The 16806-nt window shown below is 51.6% G+C and carries 12 protein-coding genes and 1 tRNA gene; 10 read left to right on the top strand and 3 right to left on the bottom strand.

Features of this window, described 5'->3' with window-relative positions:
• The first annotated feature begins 73 nt into the window (after nt 1-73).
• Nucleotides 74-856 (top strand): M90 family metallopeptidase, encoded by a 783-nt coding sequence (locus EGT74_RS13900; RefSeq protein WP_123847193.1) that lies wholly within the window; start codon nt 74-76, stop codon nt 854-856.
• 35 nt (nt 857-891) lie between these two features.
• Here EGT74_RS13900 and xrtN read toward each other — a convergent pair whose 3' ends face one another.
• The 3 genes from xrtN to EGT74_RS13885 all read right to left on the bottom strand — a co-directional run bounded on the left by xrtN (nt 892) and on the right by EGT74_RS13885 (nt 6143).
• Nucleotides 892-2238 (bottom strand): exosortase N, encoded by a 1347-nt coding sequence (xrtN, locus tag EGT74_RS13895; RefSeq protein WP_158618148.1) that lies wholly within the window; start codon nt 2236-2238, stop codon nt 892-894.
• Nucleotides 2217-4670, bottom strand: coding sequence for an XrtN system VIT domain-containing protein (locus tag EGT74_RS13890; protein ID WP_123847191.1), 2454 nt, complete (start codon nt 4668-4670; stop codon nt 2217-2219). The genes xrtN and EGT74_RS13890 overlap by 22 nt, the downstream gene beginning before the upstream one ends.
• Before the next feature lie 111 nt (nt 4671-4781).
• Nucleotides 4782-6143 (bottom strand): alpha-L-fucosidase, encoded by a 1362-nt coding sequence (locus EGT74_RS13885; protein ID WP_123847190.1) that lies wholly within the window; start codon nt 6141-6143, stop codon nt 4782-4784.
• A 248-nt stretch (nt 6144-6391) separates the two neighbouring features.
• Between EGT74_RS13885 and EGT74_RS13880 the strand changes: the two genes are divergently transcribed.
• From EGT74_RS13880 to EGT74_RS13840, 9 genes are all read left to right on the top strand, one after another.
• The gene (locus tag EGT74_RS13880) at nt 6392-7396 is read left to right on the top strand and encodes an alpha/beta hydrolase (protein WP_123847189.1); all 1005 of its coding nucleotides are present in this window, start codon (nt 6392-6394) and stop codon (nt 7394-7396) included.
• Between the two features lie 81 nt (nt 7397-7477).
• Nucleotides 7478-7550 (top strand) — tRNA-Lys (locus EGT74_RS13875).
• 191 nt (nt 7551-7741) lie between these two features.
• On the top strand, nt 7742-8311 hold the full coding sequence (locus EGT74_RS13870; protein ID WP_123847188.1) for a Crp/Fnr family transcriptional regulator: 570 nt from the start codon (nt 7742-7744) through the stop codon (nt 8309-8311).
• Between the two features lie 53 nt (nt 8312-8364).
• Nucleotides 8365-9351, top strand: a complete 987-nt coding sequence (locus EGT74_RS13865; protein ID WP_123847187.1) for an alpha/beta hydrolase fold domain-containing protein — start codon at nt 8365-8367, stop codon at nt 9349-9351.
• Nucleotides 9352-9856: 505 nt separating this feature from the next.
• Entirely contained in the window at nt 9857-10183 is a 327-nt protein-coding gene (locus EGT74_RS13860) for a hypothetical protein (protein WP_123847186.1), read from the top strand.
• 184 nt (nt 10184-10367) lie between these two features.
• Nucleotides 10368-11072 carry an ABC transporter ATP-binding protein gene (locus EGT74_RS13855; RefSeq protein ID WP_123847185.1) on the top strand — a complete coding sequence of 235 codons (705 nt, stop codon included), beginning with the start codon at nt 10368-10370 and terminating at the stop codon, nt 11070-11072.
• A gap of 107 nt (nt 11073-11179) precedes the next feature.
• Entirely contained in the window at nt 11180-13672 is a 2493-nt protein-coding gene (locus EGT74_RS13850; RefSeq protein ID WP_123847184.1) for a TonB-dependent receptor, read from the top strand.
• A gap of 42 nt (nt 13673-13714) precedes the next feature.
• A complete protein-coding gene (locus EGT74_RS13845) occupies nt 13715-15157 on the top strand; it encodes a DUF3526 domain-containing protein (protein WP_158618146.1) in 1443 nt (480 codons plus the stop codon).
• Between the two features lie 3 nt (nt 15158-15160).
• Nucleotides 15161-16510 (top strand): DUF3526 domain-containing protein, encoded by a 1350-nt coding sequence (locus EGT74_RS13840; RefSeq protein ID WP_123847182.1) that lies wholly within the window; start codon nt 15161-15163, stop codon nt 16508-16510.
• Nucleotides 16511-16806 lie beyond the last annotated feature (296 nt).

The following is a 16806-nucleotide window of genomic DNA, read 5'->3' as shown; positions in this document are numbered from 1 at the left end:
GGTTTTACTGAATATAAACAATATTGTCCGGAAAATGTTGGTAGCCTGCGCGTGAATTGCGACATTTGGTTGTATGATAGCCGTATTGATACCGATCGTAATTGTCCTGTTCCTCTTCTGGTGGTTCTGGCGCAAACCGCGCGTGAAGCCGGCGGAGGGTGTGGAATCGATGCTGGCGCAGCATGTGAAATATTACCGCCAGCTGAATGACGCCGATAAAAAACGTTTTGCCTCGGAAGTCACTGAATTCATGGGCCATGTGACCGTGGAAGGCGTCGGTACGGATGTGGACGATCTCGACCGTGTACTGATCGCCGCCAGCGCCGTGATACCCATTTTTGCGTTCCCGGGCTGGAAATACCGCAACCTGACCAATGTTATCCTCTACCCCGATACGTTCGACGAAAAATACCAGTTCGAAGGCGACCGCCGGTCTATCATGGGAATGGTGGGCAGCGGTCCTTTAAACGGGCAGATGTTGCTCAGCAAAAGTGCCCTGCGCGGCGGTTTCTCCGAAATCACCGACAAAAGCAACACGGCCATCCACGAATTCGTGCACCTCGTCGACAAAACGGACGGTACGGTGGACGGCATGCCCCAGTCCCTCTTGCAGCACCGCTACAGCATGCCCTGGCTGCAGGTGATGCATGCCGAAATAAAAAGGATCGAAACCGGCCAATCCGATATCAATCCTTATGCGGCCATGAACGAAAGCGAGTTCCTGGCCGTGGTGTCGGAGTATTTCTTTGAAAATCCCGCCCGCATGCAGGAGCATCATCCCGAGCTGTATGATATTCTTTCCAAAATGTTCAACCAGAACCCTGCTGCGGTGGTCAACAACGGCGCAGTAGAATAAAGGGTCCTGCGGATGTATTTTATCCTCCGCGAAAATTACATCTCTCCTCTCCCGCTCATTTTATTTTTCGCCAGCCAGCGTAATGTCTCCACATGCAAAGCAGCCGGCGTTGCCGCGGTAACGTTCACCAGCGTATAATCGTTCCCATAACGGAGCGCGTTCCAGCGCCATTCCCATTGCGAGATCGTTTGTGCTTTTCCGTTATCGTACCACCAGGCGGTATACAGCCGTTCCCCGCCCTTTTGAAGGATGGCGGTATAAATGGTGCTGCCGCCCGCCTGTTCTTCCTTCACCTGTTTAAAAGCAAAGCCGCTGCCCTGCCAGCAGATGGTGGGATGATGGTCTGTCCGGTAAAAACCGCCCACCGGCTTGAGATATACGAGGGCGGTATCGTTTTCCGCCTTGGTGACGTTGTTGGGCAGGGTGTGGAGGGCGTAACCGGGCATGGATGGAAGGCCGGCGGCTGCGGGCGTTGCGGCGCCGGGCAGGGTTGTTTTGTATGCTACCAGCAGGATGCAGCCAGCCAGGCAGAGATGCGACAGCATGAGCATAAAGCGGTCGGTCTCCCTTCTGGCGGGTTTTGTTTGAGGGGGCTTGCCGAAACGTTTCACCAGCCACGGACAAAACCACAGCAACGGCAGCAGCACATAGGCTACCAGGCAGAGGATGCCGGTGGCCTCGTGCATCGGATCGTCCGGCAGCAGGTGCAGCACTACCAGCAATAGTATGCGGAACAGGTTGCTGATCACGTTGAGAACGAAAATGCCCGCCAGCAGCCCGCACACTTTGGCAAACGAAACCTGGAGGCCGTATTTTTTCTGGTAAATGCCCAGCAGCATCAGGCCGCAGAGCATGGAGGTCACCATCATGCCGAGGCCCATGCAGGCGGCTTCCACCGAAAAGGAAGCTCCGTTGTACATCATTACATTCCCCTCCGCCACGGCAGGCAGTCCCAACGCATTTAGCATGCCGGCGGCCCATTGAGTGAGCTGCAGGCGGATAGGGAATGTAAAGATGCGGGTAATATAGTCGCAAACCGGCGCCATCAGGCCCAGCGCCAGCAGCGGCAAGGCATTGATCCTGCCGAATACGTTATCGGCCAGGAAACATAAACCCAGCGCCACGCAGCCATACAGCAGCGTTTTTGCCGGCAGCAGCCAGGCCAGCACGCAGCAGGCCAGGGCGGCGTAATAGAACCGCAGGCTTCTTTTCTGTTGCGGGTTGGCGGTGAGCACCAGCGGGATGGCCGCCAGCCCCAGCAGAAACCCCGGCGAATCCCAGAGAATGTATTCGCGCAGCGCATACCTTGTGATGAAAAGGTACACCCCCAGCATCAGCAGCGCCGCCGCCATGCGGATATTCAGGCGTTTGACCTGTTCCATACCGGTTTGAATTTTACGTATAAGAGGGTTAATACCACCAGGATGATCAGGGCCCATTCATGCGGCTCCGGCACGGCGCCGTCGGCTTTGGCGGACGCGTTCTTCAGGCTGTTGCCGCTGTCTTTGATGCCGAAACGGTCATAATCTTTCTGTGTTTCCAGCACCACCAGGCTCGTGAGCGGCGTTACCACGTAGGCCTCCTGCGCCAGGGCCACCAGCGAATCCGGCATGGCGCCCCTGCCCTTCTGCTGTATGATGTGATTGTAGGCGAACAGGCGCATCAGATGGTCGGGCGCGCTGTTCTGCCCCGTGCCCGGTTTCTTTCCGATGATGAGGTTCGCCTCGTCGATCACTACCTGCGAAGGCGTTTCGATGTCCGCCGCGAACTGCCCGCTGTCGAGCAGCACCTTCACCAATAGCAGGCCGCCTTTTTCATAGCGGAACACCCGCTGCTCCTTGAGGGATTTCAGGTACGGGCTCAGTTCCGGGCCGAGGTCGAGCAGGCGGATTTTCGGCTGCTCCGGCCGGGCCAGCCAGCGGGCGAGGCCCTTTTTGAAATCGCTGCCTTCCAGCTCGCTGACATGCGGCGAAATGCCGGTGCTTTTGGTGACCAGCAATGCGGTGGCCGGGTTGGGGATGCGGTGAACGGGGAACAGGCTGAAATTGAATTGCAGCGGCGCCGCCAGGCTGCTTTTGTCGGCTCTGGCCATCTGCTGCCCGGTCCACACATACACCGGCCGGCCGCCGGCCATTTTGATCACCTGTTCGCATTCCGCCATCGTCCACGAAGCGTTGACATCCAGGTATACCGCATCCGTCACCGCGGGCACACGCTGCATCGCATATGGTTTCAGCGTGTATTCGTTATCGTTAAAGGAAAAGGACGCGTTATGAAAACCTTCGTCGTGGAAGGTGATGTTCCATTCGGGCTGGTAATCCTTATCGGATGTGTAGAGGTTGCCCGTCCGCTGGAAATATTGCGGGGCCGTGGGATTCACGGGCGTGCTCATGAATTCCACCATCACATCTTCCGGTACATTCTGTACCCGGGGGCCTTTGAACGGGCTGTTGCGGTATGTGAGCAGTTTGCCGTTTGCCGCCAGCGGGGCGGTGAAGCCGATTTTGAACTGGCGCGTCTGCTGCCCGTCTACCGGGAACACACGCACCGACACCGTGTTGCCTTCCTGCCAGCGCACCAGTGAAGGGTCGCGTTTTTCCACGCCCACGATCGTCCGGTAGGCCGAGTCCGCTTTTTCACGGGTCGTCAGGATGCTCTTTTCTTCCTTCCCGTTTATCCAGAGCGACAGCGAGGTCACCACCCCGCCCTCCGGCAGCTGGAATGTATAAATCGCTTCCTCTCGCCGTTGTGCGCTGGTGTTGGATACCGAGATCATTTTTTCCGTGTACGACAGATGCAGTCTGGGCCAGATCTGCACCCGGGTGTTGACATACATGGTTTTCAGGTGATCGCCGCCCCAGAGTCTTTCCTGCGTGGCGTGGCGGGCATTGAAACGCGTATCCAGCAGCTGGATGCGGCTTTCTTCGTCGAGCTGCAGCTCCGGTGAAAAGTTCATGGCGATGGTCACCAGCGGATCGTGCACCAGGGGCTCGTTCATGCGGCGTTCCGGTATGAAGAACGGTCCGTCCAGCGACAGCGGTTTGCGGTAGGTGAAGCCGCTTTTCAGCACCCGGTCCGTCACCATGCCTTTTTCAACCCGCATGGCCGCTTCCACCCAGGCCGGCAGGTCGTTGCTGTTGGCCAGCTGCCGGTTGAAAATGCGGTTGAGGCGCGTGGTTTCTTCGTTGAAACGGACGGTAAATGCGATCACCACCACCAGCGGTATCGCCATACCCGCCGCAAACATCCAGCGGTTGCCCGCGGCCGGGAGTTGTTTGCGGATGATCAATACCACATGCACCGTGAGAATGAGCGGGATGAACGTGTGCACCGAAAGGCCCAGCGCTATCAGCGCCGGTATGCTGATCGGGTACATCGGCAGCAGGTATATGGAGAGATAACCGTACACCACCGCCGCCACGCCCAGCAGGAAACTGTTCGCATACTGCAGCGCCCGCGGGAAATACTCCCGGTACCGCACCAGCAGCAGGTTGGCCGATACCGTCAGCAGCAACGCATTGAACCAGGCCGTGGATTGATCGAACAGTTCCACCTCCCTGTTCAGCGCATAACAGCTGATGGTGAAGAGGAGCAATATCACGCTGAATACCCCTTCCCTCCTGTCGCGGCGCAGGGTGAAGTACATCCCCATCGCGATCACCGCGCTGGCGTAGTGCACGCAGAAAATGGGCAATGCTTTGCCCGGCAAGGGATGGTAGGTTTCCGTAAACCAGTAAACGATCAGGTTGATCAGCAAAAGGGATAAATAGGTCAGGTAGGCCGGATCGAATAGTTTATCTTTAATTGCTTTCATAAAAAGTACTTTGTGTTTCAAAGTAAGTGGGTAAAAAGAGAAGGGATTTGACTCCCTTCTATTCACTTTGAGATACAAAGTAAAATCAATTTTATGAACAAACCAAGGAAATTATAGATTTCCTTCCAGCTCCACCTTGATCACCGAAGCGATGGCATTGGGCGCCCTGGCGGGCAGGCTGAAAGTAACCGCATCTGCTCCCGCGCTGGATTTCACGGCTTCCCGGCTGTTCAGCAACCGGGCGCTTTTCACCTTGTTTTTGAGGCCGGTCACTGCCAGCTGGCCGTTGGCGGGCCATTCGAATACGGACAGGTAGAGCGTGTTGCCTTTGCGGGTGATGCGCCCCCAGGTTTGCGGCTGGAGGGGATTGCCTTTCGTGCCGTAAATCGCTTCGCCGTACACCTTCATCCACTCCCCGATGCCCTGGAGGCCCTTGATGGATTCCTCGGGGAAAGTGCCTTCCGCGGTGGGGCCAACGTTCAGGAGGTAATTGCCGCCTTTGGAGGCAATGTCTACCAGGTTGCGCACCATCGTTTCCACGGATTTCCACTTGTGGTCATAGCTTTTAAAGCCCCAGGTGCCGTTCATCGTCATACAGGTTTCCCAGTCGCGGCCGTCGAGCTCGCTGAGGTTCGGGATCTTCTGCTCCGGCGTTTTATAGTCGCCCGGGAAGTTGGGGCGTTTCAGGCGGTCGTTCGTAATAATGTTCGGTTGCAATGCCAGCGGGGCCTGCAGTTTTTTGGCGGCATCGTCGGTCATGCCCGTGGGCGTATCCCACCACAGTACCGCCACGTCGCCGTAGTTGGTGAGCAGTTCTTTCACCTGCGGCACGGCAACGTCGTTGATGTACTGGTCGAAGGTTTTGGTTTCCTGTGCGGGATCCCAATGGCCGTTGTGAGCTTTGGTATAGGCGTCAACCTTCGCGGAGTCGGGATTGGGCCAGCCTTCCCGCATGTCTTTGCGGGCGGCGGATCCGCCGGGGTTGTTCCAGTCCTGCGCATGCGAATAATAGAATCCGAGTTTGATGCCGTGTTTTTTACAGGCGGCCACCAGCGGCTGGAGGAGGTCTTTGCCGTAAGGCGTGGCATCGGCGATATCCCATTTGCTGGCTTTGGAATCGAAGAGCGCAAACCCGTCGTGGTGCTTGGCGGTGATCACGATGTATTTCATGCCCGCGTTTTTGGCCATCAGCACCCAGTCTTCCGCATTATATTTCACCGGGTTGAACTGTTTGGCGTAGGCCTGGTATTCCGCTACGGGAATCTTGCTGCGGTTCATGATCCACTCCCCGCCTCCCCTGTTCATGGGGAAACCTTTATAGGTGCCGGCGGGCACGGCGTATACGCCCCAGTGGATGAACATCCCGAAACGGGCTTCGCGCCACCATTTCATTCTTTCGTCGTTCGTGGAATTTTGCGCCAGCAGGCTCTGTGCGAGCAGCAGGCAGCTGAGCATGGCAGTGATCTTTTTCATGGGTGTGTTTTTTTGCAGGCCGGATACGCGGAAATAAGCGCTCCGCCGGCGTTGCCCTATACAGGCGTTCATGGAATTTTAATTGCCCGGTTATTAATGCAACCGTTTGCACAAATTACTGAAAAGCAGTGATGGGGATGCCTGCTTTTTCGCTATTCATTATAGTTTTTTCGCCCGGGCTTAGGGTTGTTTCTTAGGGATGTTGCACATTTTGCATTATTTTTGGGGCCACCAGCGTCTGTAAACTTATGTGGAAAACCTTGCTTGTCGTCCCCTTTCTGTTTTCACAAACCGTTCACGCCCAGAAAAGCGTTACCCGCACCGATGTAATGATCGCCAGTGATCCCGGCGTACAGATTTTCGTGCGGGAGGTGAAGGCCCGCAAGAAGAGCCGCAAACCGCCCATTCTGCTGGTGCATGGCGGTGGCCCCGGTGGCGTGGCCTCGTTCGATCTGCCCGTTCCCGGTGGTTCCCTGGCGGAAGACCTGGCGCAGGAAGGCATGGATGTGTTCATTATGGATGTGCGCGGCTGGGAGAAATCCACCCGTCCCGATTACGACACTTCCCGCCGCTGGGTGATCGCCGGCAGCAGCAAGGAAGCCTCGCATGATATCGACGCCGTGGTGGATTACATCCTTGACAAAACCGGCAAGAAACAGGTCTGCCTCTTCGGCTGGGCTACGGGCGGGCAGTGGATAGGCTATTACGCCTGCATGTACCCCGATAAAATTTCATCGCTCATACTATTGAACAGTCTTTACAACGTGAAAGCCCCCTGGGCGTACGACGAAGCGTTCCGCAGCCGCAACGACACCACGCAGTTCAACTACGTGGCCATCTCGTCGATGCGGCGCGCCACCAAACAATCGCTGCTGGCTTCGTGGAAAAAAGACAGTTTCTACGACCCCGCCGTTGCGAACGCCTATGCCGCCACGGCCGTGGGCTTTTACCCGGACAGTGTGCTGGAAGTGCCCGGCGGCTACCGCGTGGAAGCATTCTACACCGCGCAGGGCAAAGGCCTCTGGCATGCCCGCGACATCCGGGTGCCGATATTGGTGATCCGCGGCGCGCGGGATACCTGGAGCCGGCCGGAGGATATTGTCGCACTCGAAGAACAGCTGGTGAACGCGCCGAAGAAAAAAATAGTGGTGCTGCCGCAGGGCACCCACCAGGTTTTTCTGAGCCGGCCGGAGGAAGGAAGGGCGCAGCTGATCAGCGAAATAGAAGCGTTTAACGTGAAGAGAAAGAGCTGATAGCATATTATTTTTAAAAATTATTTGGATTGGAATTTATAATTCCTATCTTTGCAATCCCAAAACGAAAAAAGGGTAATTGATTCCGTAGCTCAGTTGGTAGAGCAATACACTTTTAATGTATGGGCCCTGGGTTCGAGTCCCAGCGGGATCACATAATAGGCTTAAAACCTGCGCTAGTCGCAGGTTTTGCTATTTTGGTCTATTTGTTAGTCTATCAAAGTGCGATTTCGCAATTCTTGCTTACTTGGTTTTATGCGGGTTGGCGTGTCGTTAGTATTGGAGTGTATTTCTTTTGAGACTAGAATCTTCATGATATGGGATTAGATAGAAATTGCCTTGACAATGGAACAGATTAGGATTTTTTTTCAAAATAACTATACTGACTTTTCTGAACAAGATTGGTTGATTATTTCTTCTAAATTTATTCGGCAGGAATTTCCGAAAAAAAAACTCATCTTAAAGAAAGGTGAAGTGGAGAACTACGTCTCATTTATTGAAGAAGGCATTGTACGATACTATATCCCAAAGGAAAATAAAGAGGTTACTTTTGAACTTACTTTTTCAAATGACTTCATTGGAGCATATGATTCTTTCATTACCAGGTTGCCTTCAGTTTATCATATAGAAACTATCACTCAAGTCACACTTTGGCGAGTGTCGTATCATGATGTGCAAATGTTATTTCAAGACACGGAAAGAGGTAACCTAATTGGCAGACTTGCGAGTGAAAAACTATTTTTAGAAAAGGCAAGACGGGAAATTTCGCTCTTAAATGACACGGCGGAGCAGCGGTATTTAAATCTCTTCACAGAACAACCTGATTTGATCAAAAAAATCCCGTTGCAATATATCGCTTCTTATATTGGCATTACACCACAGGCATTAAGCAGAATAAGGAGGCGTATTTCTTAACCTGGGTTCATTGTCCAGGGTTGAATCCTCAATTATTTTTGTAGAAAAAAAGAATGAATGTACGTGCATTATTAACATTGATCTTATTAACTACAAAAATAATGGCTGGCAAATCACAAACAAATACATCAATTACTTATGTTCACAACCCTTCCCCAAGTTTCAAATCGCAGTTTTTGCAGTCATTGATGACAGTGCTCGGGAAAAAAAACACCATTGAAAAGCGTATCAGAACCAATAGATTTTCTTCAGAAGCCGTGGAGCCCCCCAAGGTTTTACTGTCCGATTTTCAAACTCAGGTAACGGAAATAAACCATCGAAAGGTTTGGATGTTCAAGCCTAAACAAGATGCCTCATCCAAAGTAATTCTTTATATACACGGTGGCGGTTATATCTCGAACTTAACAAAATATGATTGGCGTTTCATCCAGGAGTTATTGGTCAAAACCAACTGTTCAATTGTAGTACCTGATTACCCTTTGGTGCCGGTATCGAATTACAGCGATGTCTACGCCTATTTTGAGAAGCTCTATCCAGTGGTGCTCTCTGAGACATCACAGGAGAATATTATTTTCATGGGCAATTCTTGTGGTGGTGGTATTGCATTGGGCTTTGCCCAGAAACTGAGAGACGAAAACAAGCCACAACCTTCACAAATCATTTTGAATTCCCCTTGGCTTGACGTTACCATGAGCAATCCGGACATAATTGAAATTGACAAGAAAGATAAGCTGCTTGGTATAAAAGGGCTTAAAATGGCTGGAGAATTATACGCAGCCGAGCTACATCCAACAGATTACAGGGTAAGCCCTGTTTACGGGAACTTTTCCGGATTGGGGAAAATTTCGCTATTTATTGGCACCCATGACCTGTTCCATGCCGATTCGAGAAAATTCAAACAGAAAATGAAGGGGCAGGACATTTCAATCAACTATTTTGAATACCCAAAAATGTTCCATGTCTGGATGGTTTTAACGGGTTTGAAAGAGTCTCAACATGTCATCAATCAGATAGCGACATTGATTAACCGCAATGATTGAAGTTGAAGCGATCAATGATATGTTCAATTTCTAACAGCTATTCTTTATAGGTCTTTTATAATGGGCAATATTGATCTTTCATAAGATTTCTTATTGAGCGAATAATCACAGTACCCGCTATAATGCCATTTTTGTGCAATTCAGTTATGAAAAGGTTCGGGTTTTGTACCATAAGATTCGCGAAGGTGTGATAAGCTGAAATAGCTACATTCATGTCTGGCAGTTTTAAAGGGTTGATTGAAAGTGTGGTTACTAAAATTAACCCTAGCTGTCAGATTAAATCGCAGCTATTTCAGTTTTATTTCTCCAAATGAATTTCATCAAGCATATTGAGACTTTAGATTTTTGATATTTTCGTTGGGATGTTGATATTTTATCGGGGCCTATGCCCTCGCCATTCACTGAATCCAGTTTATCTCATTATGGTGGCCGATCAACACAAAAATTCCGGTGATTTATTACCGGAAATGTTATATTTGCAACATTGTTACATTTTAAAACAGGAATGAAACGTCAATTCAAGCGCATATTAGCGGTATTACTACTGTTGCTATACGGGTTCATTATAACTCCCGTAGCGCTCTGGCATTCACATTCCTGCGATAGCGACACCCATTGTGCAACCAAACTTCCTGCACCGGAAAAAAAGATTGCAAAGGCTGCCCGTTCCTGCCTGATTTGCGACCATTCTTATACTTCCTATATACCTGGCGGAGTGTGGTTTGAGGTGATCAACAAAACTGAATTTCTGCCCTATTTCGGTTTATACAACAAAAGTATTCCCAGCCTGTCCGTACTCCAGTACAATACACGCGGCTCACCAACTGCATAATTTTCCTCCTCTTTTTTGAATGATTATTAATTAATGAAGGGCTGCCAATGGCGCATCAATATTAATTATCATTCCACGATATGCATTTTTTCTGCGCACAGGACTTTCATGCTACCGCTGCGGTATGCTTGATTGCGGTATTACCGTGTGCAGGAACTAACCCTGTAAATATCCAATCAATTTTATGTCTGTAGTATTAGAAGCTGTAAACCTTACTAAAACCTATCAGCAGTACACGGCGCTCAGGGAACTTTCGTTGAGCATCCATGCCGGTGAAATATTCTGCCTGCTTGGGCAAAACGGAGCGGGTAAAACCACCACCATCAACCTGTTCCTTGGCTTCCTGGAAGCCAGCGGTGGAAAAGCGCTGATCAAAGGGGTTGAAGTAACGCCTAATAGCAGCGCGGCAAAACAGATGATCGCCTACATTCCGGAAGTGGTGCAGCTTTACGGTAACCTGAGCGGCCTGGAAAACCTCGACTTCTTCAGCCGCCTGGCTGGCTTTACGTATTCCAGCGTGGCTCTGGCAGCTTTCCTGAACAAAGCCGGCTTGCAAACAGAAGCGCATAACAAGCGGTTGGCCGCTTACAGTAAAGGAATGCGTCAAAAAGTAGGGATTGCCATCGCACTTTCTAAAAATGCGGATGTGATCTTTATGGACGAGCCCACCAGCGGCCTTGATCCCAAGGCCACAGCAGAGTTCACCGCCATCTGCAAAGAACTTGCCGCGGATGGAAAAACCATCTTCATGGCTACACACGATATTTTTAACGCGGTCAATGTTGGCACCCGTATCGGGATCATGAAGCAGGGAAGCCTTGTGCATACCGTTAGTACCAGCGGCATTTCAGCAATTGAATTGCAACAGCTTTATCTGGAAACCATCTGACGGGTATTTATACCCGAAAAAGTATGACCGATGCCAAAACCGTTACCCATCCGGTAACGGTTGCATCAACACCATGAACCATCGTGGCAAATCTTCAATTCAAACCAATGAAACAATTTTTACTCCTGTTCCTGTTTCTCACCATTTATTCATCTGGTTTCAGCCAGCATTCGCTGAAAGGGCTGATAAAAAATGAAAGTAATCAACCGGTTGGCGGCGCGTCTGTCACTTTCCGTCAAAAATCGGGTACCCAGGCTGCGGTAACAGACAGCACGGGGTACTACGCCGTCAGCAACCTGGCCGCCGGCAAAGTTGAAGTAACGATATCCGCCATCGGGCACGAACCGGCCCACGAATGGCTGTCAATATCCCAAAACGCGGAGTATAACGTAATGCTGTTGTCGAAATCCGCCCAATTGCAGGCCGTGGAAGTATTGGGGCGTTCCGTGAAAAAATACAACAGCGACTACAGCTTCAGCGCCACCCGCACCGCCATTCTTAATATGGAATTGCCACAGTCCATCGGCACCGTTACCAAGGAGATCATCAAAGACAGGCAGGCGTTTCAACTTGCGGACGCAGTGAAAGTTATTCCGGGCGTGATCCCATCCAGTTTTTATAACCAGTATTCCATCCGGGGCATCAGTCAAAATGAAGAAGGACAGATCATCAACGGCATGCGTACACGGCAATACTACTTCCTGCAGCCACTCACCGCCAATATCGAAAGGGTTGAAGTGTTAAAAGGGCCGGCCAGCGCCACTTTTGCCAGCGTTGACCCTGGCGGGAGCATCAACCTGGTGACCAAAAAGCCGCTGGCCTTCAACAGGAAAGAGATCAGCCTGAGCACAGGCAGCTTCAGCACCATCCGGGGGGCGCTGGATTTCACCGGTCCGCTCAATAAAGAAAAGACATTGCTTTACCGGCTCAATGGCGCGTACCAGCGGGCGCAAAGCTACCGCGACCTTGTGCGGAATAATGCCTTGCTGGTATCTCCTTCCTTTACCTACATTCCCAATGATAAGACTGCTGTGAACGTGGAGATCATTTACAGCGACATGGAGGGGAACCTCGACAGGGGCCAGCCTATCTTCGGCGCCGTTGCCGGGAAAACCGATCTCCGGAGCACGCCTGCCAGCCTCAACCTCGGTGCGGCCAGCGATTTTTTCAGGTCGAAGGAGCTCATCATTACCAGCAGCCTGTCGCACAAACTCAGCGAAGCGGTCAGCCTCAATGTGGCCTACATGAAACAAACATGGCAGGAAGATCTCCAGGAACACAGGACCACCAACGCCTATGCACGCAATATCAATAATGAACCGGTTCCCTCCCTCGTAGGAATGCAGTTTGTGCAAAGGCAGCAAAACTGGAACACGGATAATCTCAATATGTATTTCAATTTCCGGTTTTTCACCGGCGCATCCAGGCATGAGTTCCTTGCTGGATACGATCTCAGCAGCTGGCGCAAAATGAAAGGCGGGGGCCAGAACTCGGCCAGGGGATTCCTGCTAAAAGACGGCACGGTGATTGGCTCCTTTGTGCCGGCAAATGCCGCCAATTACCAGACGATCACCTACAACGGCACGGTACTGCCCAAACCCAATGTGAGCCATTTTGACCTTAATAACCCATCGTACACCATCCGGAACATCAGCGATTACAGTATGAATGCCCGTGTGGCGATCCCCGCGGCGCTGACCACCACAAACGCTTTGTATGTGCAGGAACAGTTCCGCTGGAATAAGCTGATCGTGTTACTGGGCCTGCGGCAGGAGTGGTTTGAAGACGTCACCAATTATAAAGCGCCGAGAGAACTTTCTTTCACCAACAGCAAGCTGTTGCCGCGCATCGGCGTTACCTATGCGGTCACGAAGCAGGTAAATGTTTACGGCACTTACCTGGAAGGGTATCAGCCGCAGAGCAATACCGTTACGCTGCTGCCCGGCACCGGCAGCTATTTCTGGACGGATCAGTCCGCTTCCCGGTTTAAACCGCTTGTCAGTGACCTGAAAGAGTTCGGCATGAAGGCCACCTTGTGGAAGGGCAGGCTGAGCGTCAACGCTGCAGTATATGAGATCAATCAGCAAAACCTGCTGATGAACGCCAATCTCCCGGCATTCCCTGATTCCATGATCACTCGTGGGGCGGAGCGCAGCCGGGGATTTGAAATAGACCTTACCGGGCACCTGCTGCCCGGCTGGCAGGTGTTTGCATCATACAGTTACATAGACGCCAGGATCGTTGAAGACAATAACCCGACGCTCAAAGGCGCCCGTAAGCAGAATACTCCTTATAACAGCGCGAACCTCTGGACGCGCTACAACTTCAGCACCGGCGGCTTGCTGAAAGATCTCGGCGTCGGGGCAGGGCTGCAGCACAACGGCAACCGGGTTCCCTGGTTCGACAGGTCTTTCACGACACCCGCCTACACCCTGCTGGACCTGGCCCTCTATTATACGCCGGGTAAAAGCAATATGCAGATAGCGGTAAATGTCAATAACATGCTGAGCGAAACCTATTGGATAGGCGCGCAGAACTACCAGCGGCTGTTCCCCGGCGCGCCGAGAAGTGCGATGCTGACAGCCACCTACACCTTCTAGGTGCAATCTGGTTGTATGAAGCAAATTGAAATCAGTAAAAAGATGAAACAAACAAAAATCATAGCCGGTCACTTTTTAAAGGTCATCATCCGAAACAGGGCATTGGCCGCGGTTTACCTGGTGTGGGTGCTGCTGGTACTGTATGCCGCAGTAACCGGCTACCAGACCTATACCGTCCAGAATGCGATGCGGCAGCAATTCCAGCAGCAGGCAAGGCAAAGCTGGGAGGCCAACCCGGATAAGCACCCGCACCGCATGGCGCATTTCGGAACCTTCGCCTTCCGGCAGAAACATCCCCTGAGCATGTTCGACTATGGAATGGAAAGCTATATCGGTAACGCAGTATTCCTCGAAGCGCATAAACAAAACACTATCAACTTCAGTGAAGCCGGGTTCAGTACCGGACTGCTGCGGTTTGGAGAGATCAGCCTGTCTATGCTCACACAGATCGTGCTGCCGCTGATGCTCTTCTTCCTCGGCTTCAATGCGGTGGCGCAGCAAAGAGAGAATGGAACATTGAAAATACTGCTGAGCCAGGGCGCGGGTTTCCGGTCGATTATTCTGGGCAACATCCTGGGTCTGTTCATATTGGCGCTACTTTTCCTGCTGCCGGTATTACTGGCAACCGGCGCGCAGCTTTTACTGCAGGCTTCTTTGCCGGAAGACGGACATGTATTTATACGGGGTATATGCATTTTACTGGGCATCCTTGTTTTTTTGTGGCTGGTGAGCGTGGTGACCATTTGCATTTCCACAGGCAGTAACAACAGCCGGGCAGCCTTGCTGAAGCTGCTGGGTATCTGGCTGCTGATGGCGGTAGTATTACCGAAAACACTCCAGGCTATCGGCAGCGCTTTGCATCCCGCTCCCTGCAAGATCGAGTTCGATGCCGCTGTGGAAAAGGACATTCTAAGGATCGGGGACAGTCATAATCCCAATGACCCTCACTTTAAACGATTAAAAGATTCGGTGCTGAAAGCGAACAAGGCAGATTCAGTGCAGCAGCTGTCTTTCAACTACAGCGGCTTCCAGATGCAGGAAGGCGAACGGATGAGCGCGGAAGTATATAACAACCACCTTCAGGCGCTCTACGGTCTTTTTGAACGGCAAAACGACCTGAGCAACTACTCCTCGTTCATCAATCCCGTTTCCGGCATTAAAAACATCAGCATGGCGCTTAGCGGTACGGACTTCAAGGCCTACCGCAAATTCCAGAACGAGACGGAAGCATACCGGTATAAGCTGGCGCAAACCATGAACGGGCTCCAGATAAAACACATCAGCAACACCAGGCCGGCAAAGGATGGGCAGTCGCATAGCCTCGGACGAGAGCACTGGACTGCGTTCGCAGACTTCAGGCAAGGCTTTCAGCCGGTGCCTGCCGTGGTGCAACAGGAGAAACTGGCTATTTCCGCTATGTTGGCTTGGCTCGTCCTGTCCTTTGCCCTTATTTATTTCACCGCTGGAAAAGCTAAAGCACTTTAAAATATGTATCGTTTAGCATTTAGGAATTTTATACGCAGCAGGTCGGTCATCATCGCTTTGGTACTTTTCCTGCTTGTTGGCATTGTCAGTATATTCATTGGCAAACAGTTCCTTGAAAAGCAACAGGCGGCCATTGAAGCGGTGACGCAGCTCCAAAAAGAGCAGATCGAACGGAATGTCGAGTACGTACAGGACCAATTCGGCCTGCTAATGTATTACCTCCGGTTTGCCTACATCAACCCGCCAGATCCTGTTACGGCACTGGCCATCGGGCAACAGGATGTGAATTCTTCCATACAATACCTGACCATCCGCGGTCTGGAAGGACAGCGATACGATACCGGCCTGTACAATCCCTATAATCAGCTGACCGGTAACCTCGACCTGAGCTTTGTAATCCTGTTCTTCTTTCCCCTGCTGATCATAGCTTTCAACTTCAACGTGCTGTCGCAGGAAAGCGAGCTTGGCACCTGGCCGCTCGTGAAAGTGCAGGTGAATCAACCCTTAAGGTTTATTCTCCAGAAACTCGGTATCAGGCTGATCGTTGTGCTGGCGCTCCTATTCACCCTGCTTGCACTGGCGATCCTGATCATCGGATTGCCGCCGAGCGAACGTTTGGCGGCTTACATTGTCACCGCCGTACTGTATATCCTTTGCTGGTTTGCAGTCAGCTTCCTGGTAATAGCCCTTCGCCGTAGCAGCAGCGTTAGCGCATTGTTGCTGCTGTGTACCTGGGTAATGCTCTGCCTGCTGGTGCCGGCCATTATCAATAATTACCTGACGGTACGCTACCCGGTTAAAGAGGCTTACAGCACCTTTATTAAGCAGCGGGACGGTTATCATACCAAATGGGACAAAAATGCAGACAGTACAATGCAGGCATTTTTCGGGCACTATCCGCAATTCAGGAATTATGTATGGAACAGCCCGAAATTCAACTACATGTGGTACTATGCCATGCAGCAGCTCGGCGACGATGAATCCGCTCCAGACAGTGAAGCAATGCAGCGCAAACTCCGGCAGCGTCAGCAGTCTGCCGGCACAACGGCACTGTTCTTCCCACCCATGCACGCGCAGTTGCAGTTTACCGGCATAGCCGGCACCGGGCTGGAACAACACCTGCATTACCTGGACAGCACTGCCGTGTTCCATGAAAACAAGAAGCTGCACTTCTTCCCGAAAATATTCGGTGACAGCGCCGTGATTGGGGAAAACTGGGCTCAACACGTTCCACAATATTTCCAACCGGCAAACCCCGTTAAATGGGCCTTGTTAGTAATGCCTTTTATCATATTCGTGACAATGCTGGGCGCGGCAGGCATTCTTATTTTCAACAAAAATGAAGCAAAGTAACCATAATACGGCCGCATGCGAAACACTGCCTTTTACTGCCGATGATAGCTGCATTCTCAGGAAAGGACTATTCGCAACATCATACCTTAACGGGAAAGGTATCGTCCCGGCTTCGCCTGCCGTCTTTCACGAACTGAAAGAGTTACAGTCTCACCTCGTTGAGTCACCGGTTGATGCGGGCGCCTGTCAACATATAACATTCAACTCGTGGCGGGTGTTTCGCTGGAGTTGTCAAGATCCCAGCGGGATCACAGAGGAGCGAGCAATCGCTCCTCTGTTCGTTTAAGATCGTGTAG

The organism is Chitinophaga lutea (assembly GCF_003813775.1).
Taxonomy (GTDB): Bacteria; Bacteroidota; Bacteroidia; order Chitinophagales; family Chitinophagaceae; genus Chitinophaga; species Chitinophaga lutea.
The sequence above is the reverse complement of the archived record's forward strand: the minus strand, read 5'-3'. Positions and strand labels throughout refer to the sequence as shown.

Excerpts from the sequence above, each read along its gene's own strand:
- EGT74_RS13880 (WP_123847189.1), top strand. The coding sequence starts at position 6,392 with ATGTGGAAAACCTTGCTTGTCGTCCCCTTTCTGTTTTCACAAACCGTT.
- EGT74_RS13870 (WP_123847188.1), top strand. The coding sequence starts at position 7,742 with ATGGAACAGATTAGGATTTTTTTTCAAAATAACTATACTGACTTTTCT.
- EGT74_RS13845 (WP_158618146.1), top strand. The coding sequence starts at position 13,715 with ATGAAACAAACAAAAATCATAGCCGGTCACTTTTTAAAGGTCATCATC.
- EGT74_RS13855 (WP_123847185.1), top strand. The coding sequence starts at position 10,368 with ATGTCTGTAGTATTAGAAGCTGTAAACCTTACTAAAACCTATCAGCAG.
- EGT74_RS13890 (WP_123847191.1), bottom strand. The coding sequence starts at position 4,670 with ATGAAAGCAATTAAAGATAAACTATTCGATCCGGCCTACCTGACCTAT.
- EGT74_RS13860 (WP_123847186.1), top strand. The coding sequence starts at position 9,857 with ATGAAACGTCAATTCAAGCGCATATTAGCGGTATTACTACTGTTGCTA.
- EGT74_RS13850 (WP_123847184.1), top strand. The coding sequence starts at position 11,180 with ATGAAACAATTTTTACTCCTGTTCCTGTTTCTCACCATTTATTCATCT.
- xrtN (WP_158618148.1), bottom strand. The coding sequence starts at position 2,238 with ATGGAACAGGTCAAACGCCTGAATATCCGCATGGCGGCGGCGCTGCTG.
- EGT74_RS13900 (WP_123847193.1), top strand. The coding sequence starts at position 74 with ATGATAGCCGTATTGATACCGATCGTAATTGTCCTGTTCCTCTTCTGG.
- EGT74_RS13840 (WP_123847182.1), top strand. The coding sequence starts at position 15,161 with ATGTATCGTTTAGCATTTAGGAATTTTATACGCAGCAGGTCGGTCATC.
- EGT74_RS13865 (WP_123847187.1), top strand. The coding sequence starts at position 8,365 with ATGAATGTACGTGCATTATTAACATTGATCTTATTAACTACAAAAATA.
- EGT74_RS13885 (WP_123847190.1), bottom strand. The coding sequence starts at position 6,143 with ATGAAAAAGATCACTGCCATGCTCAGCTGCCTGCTGCTCGCACAGAGC.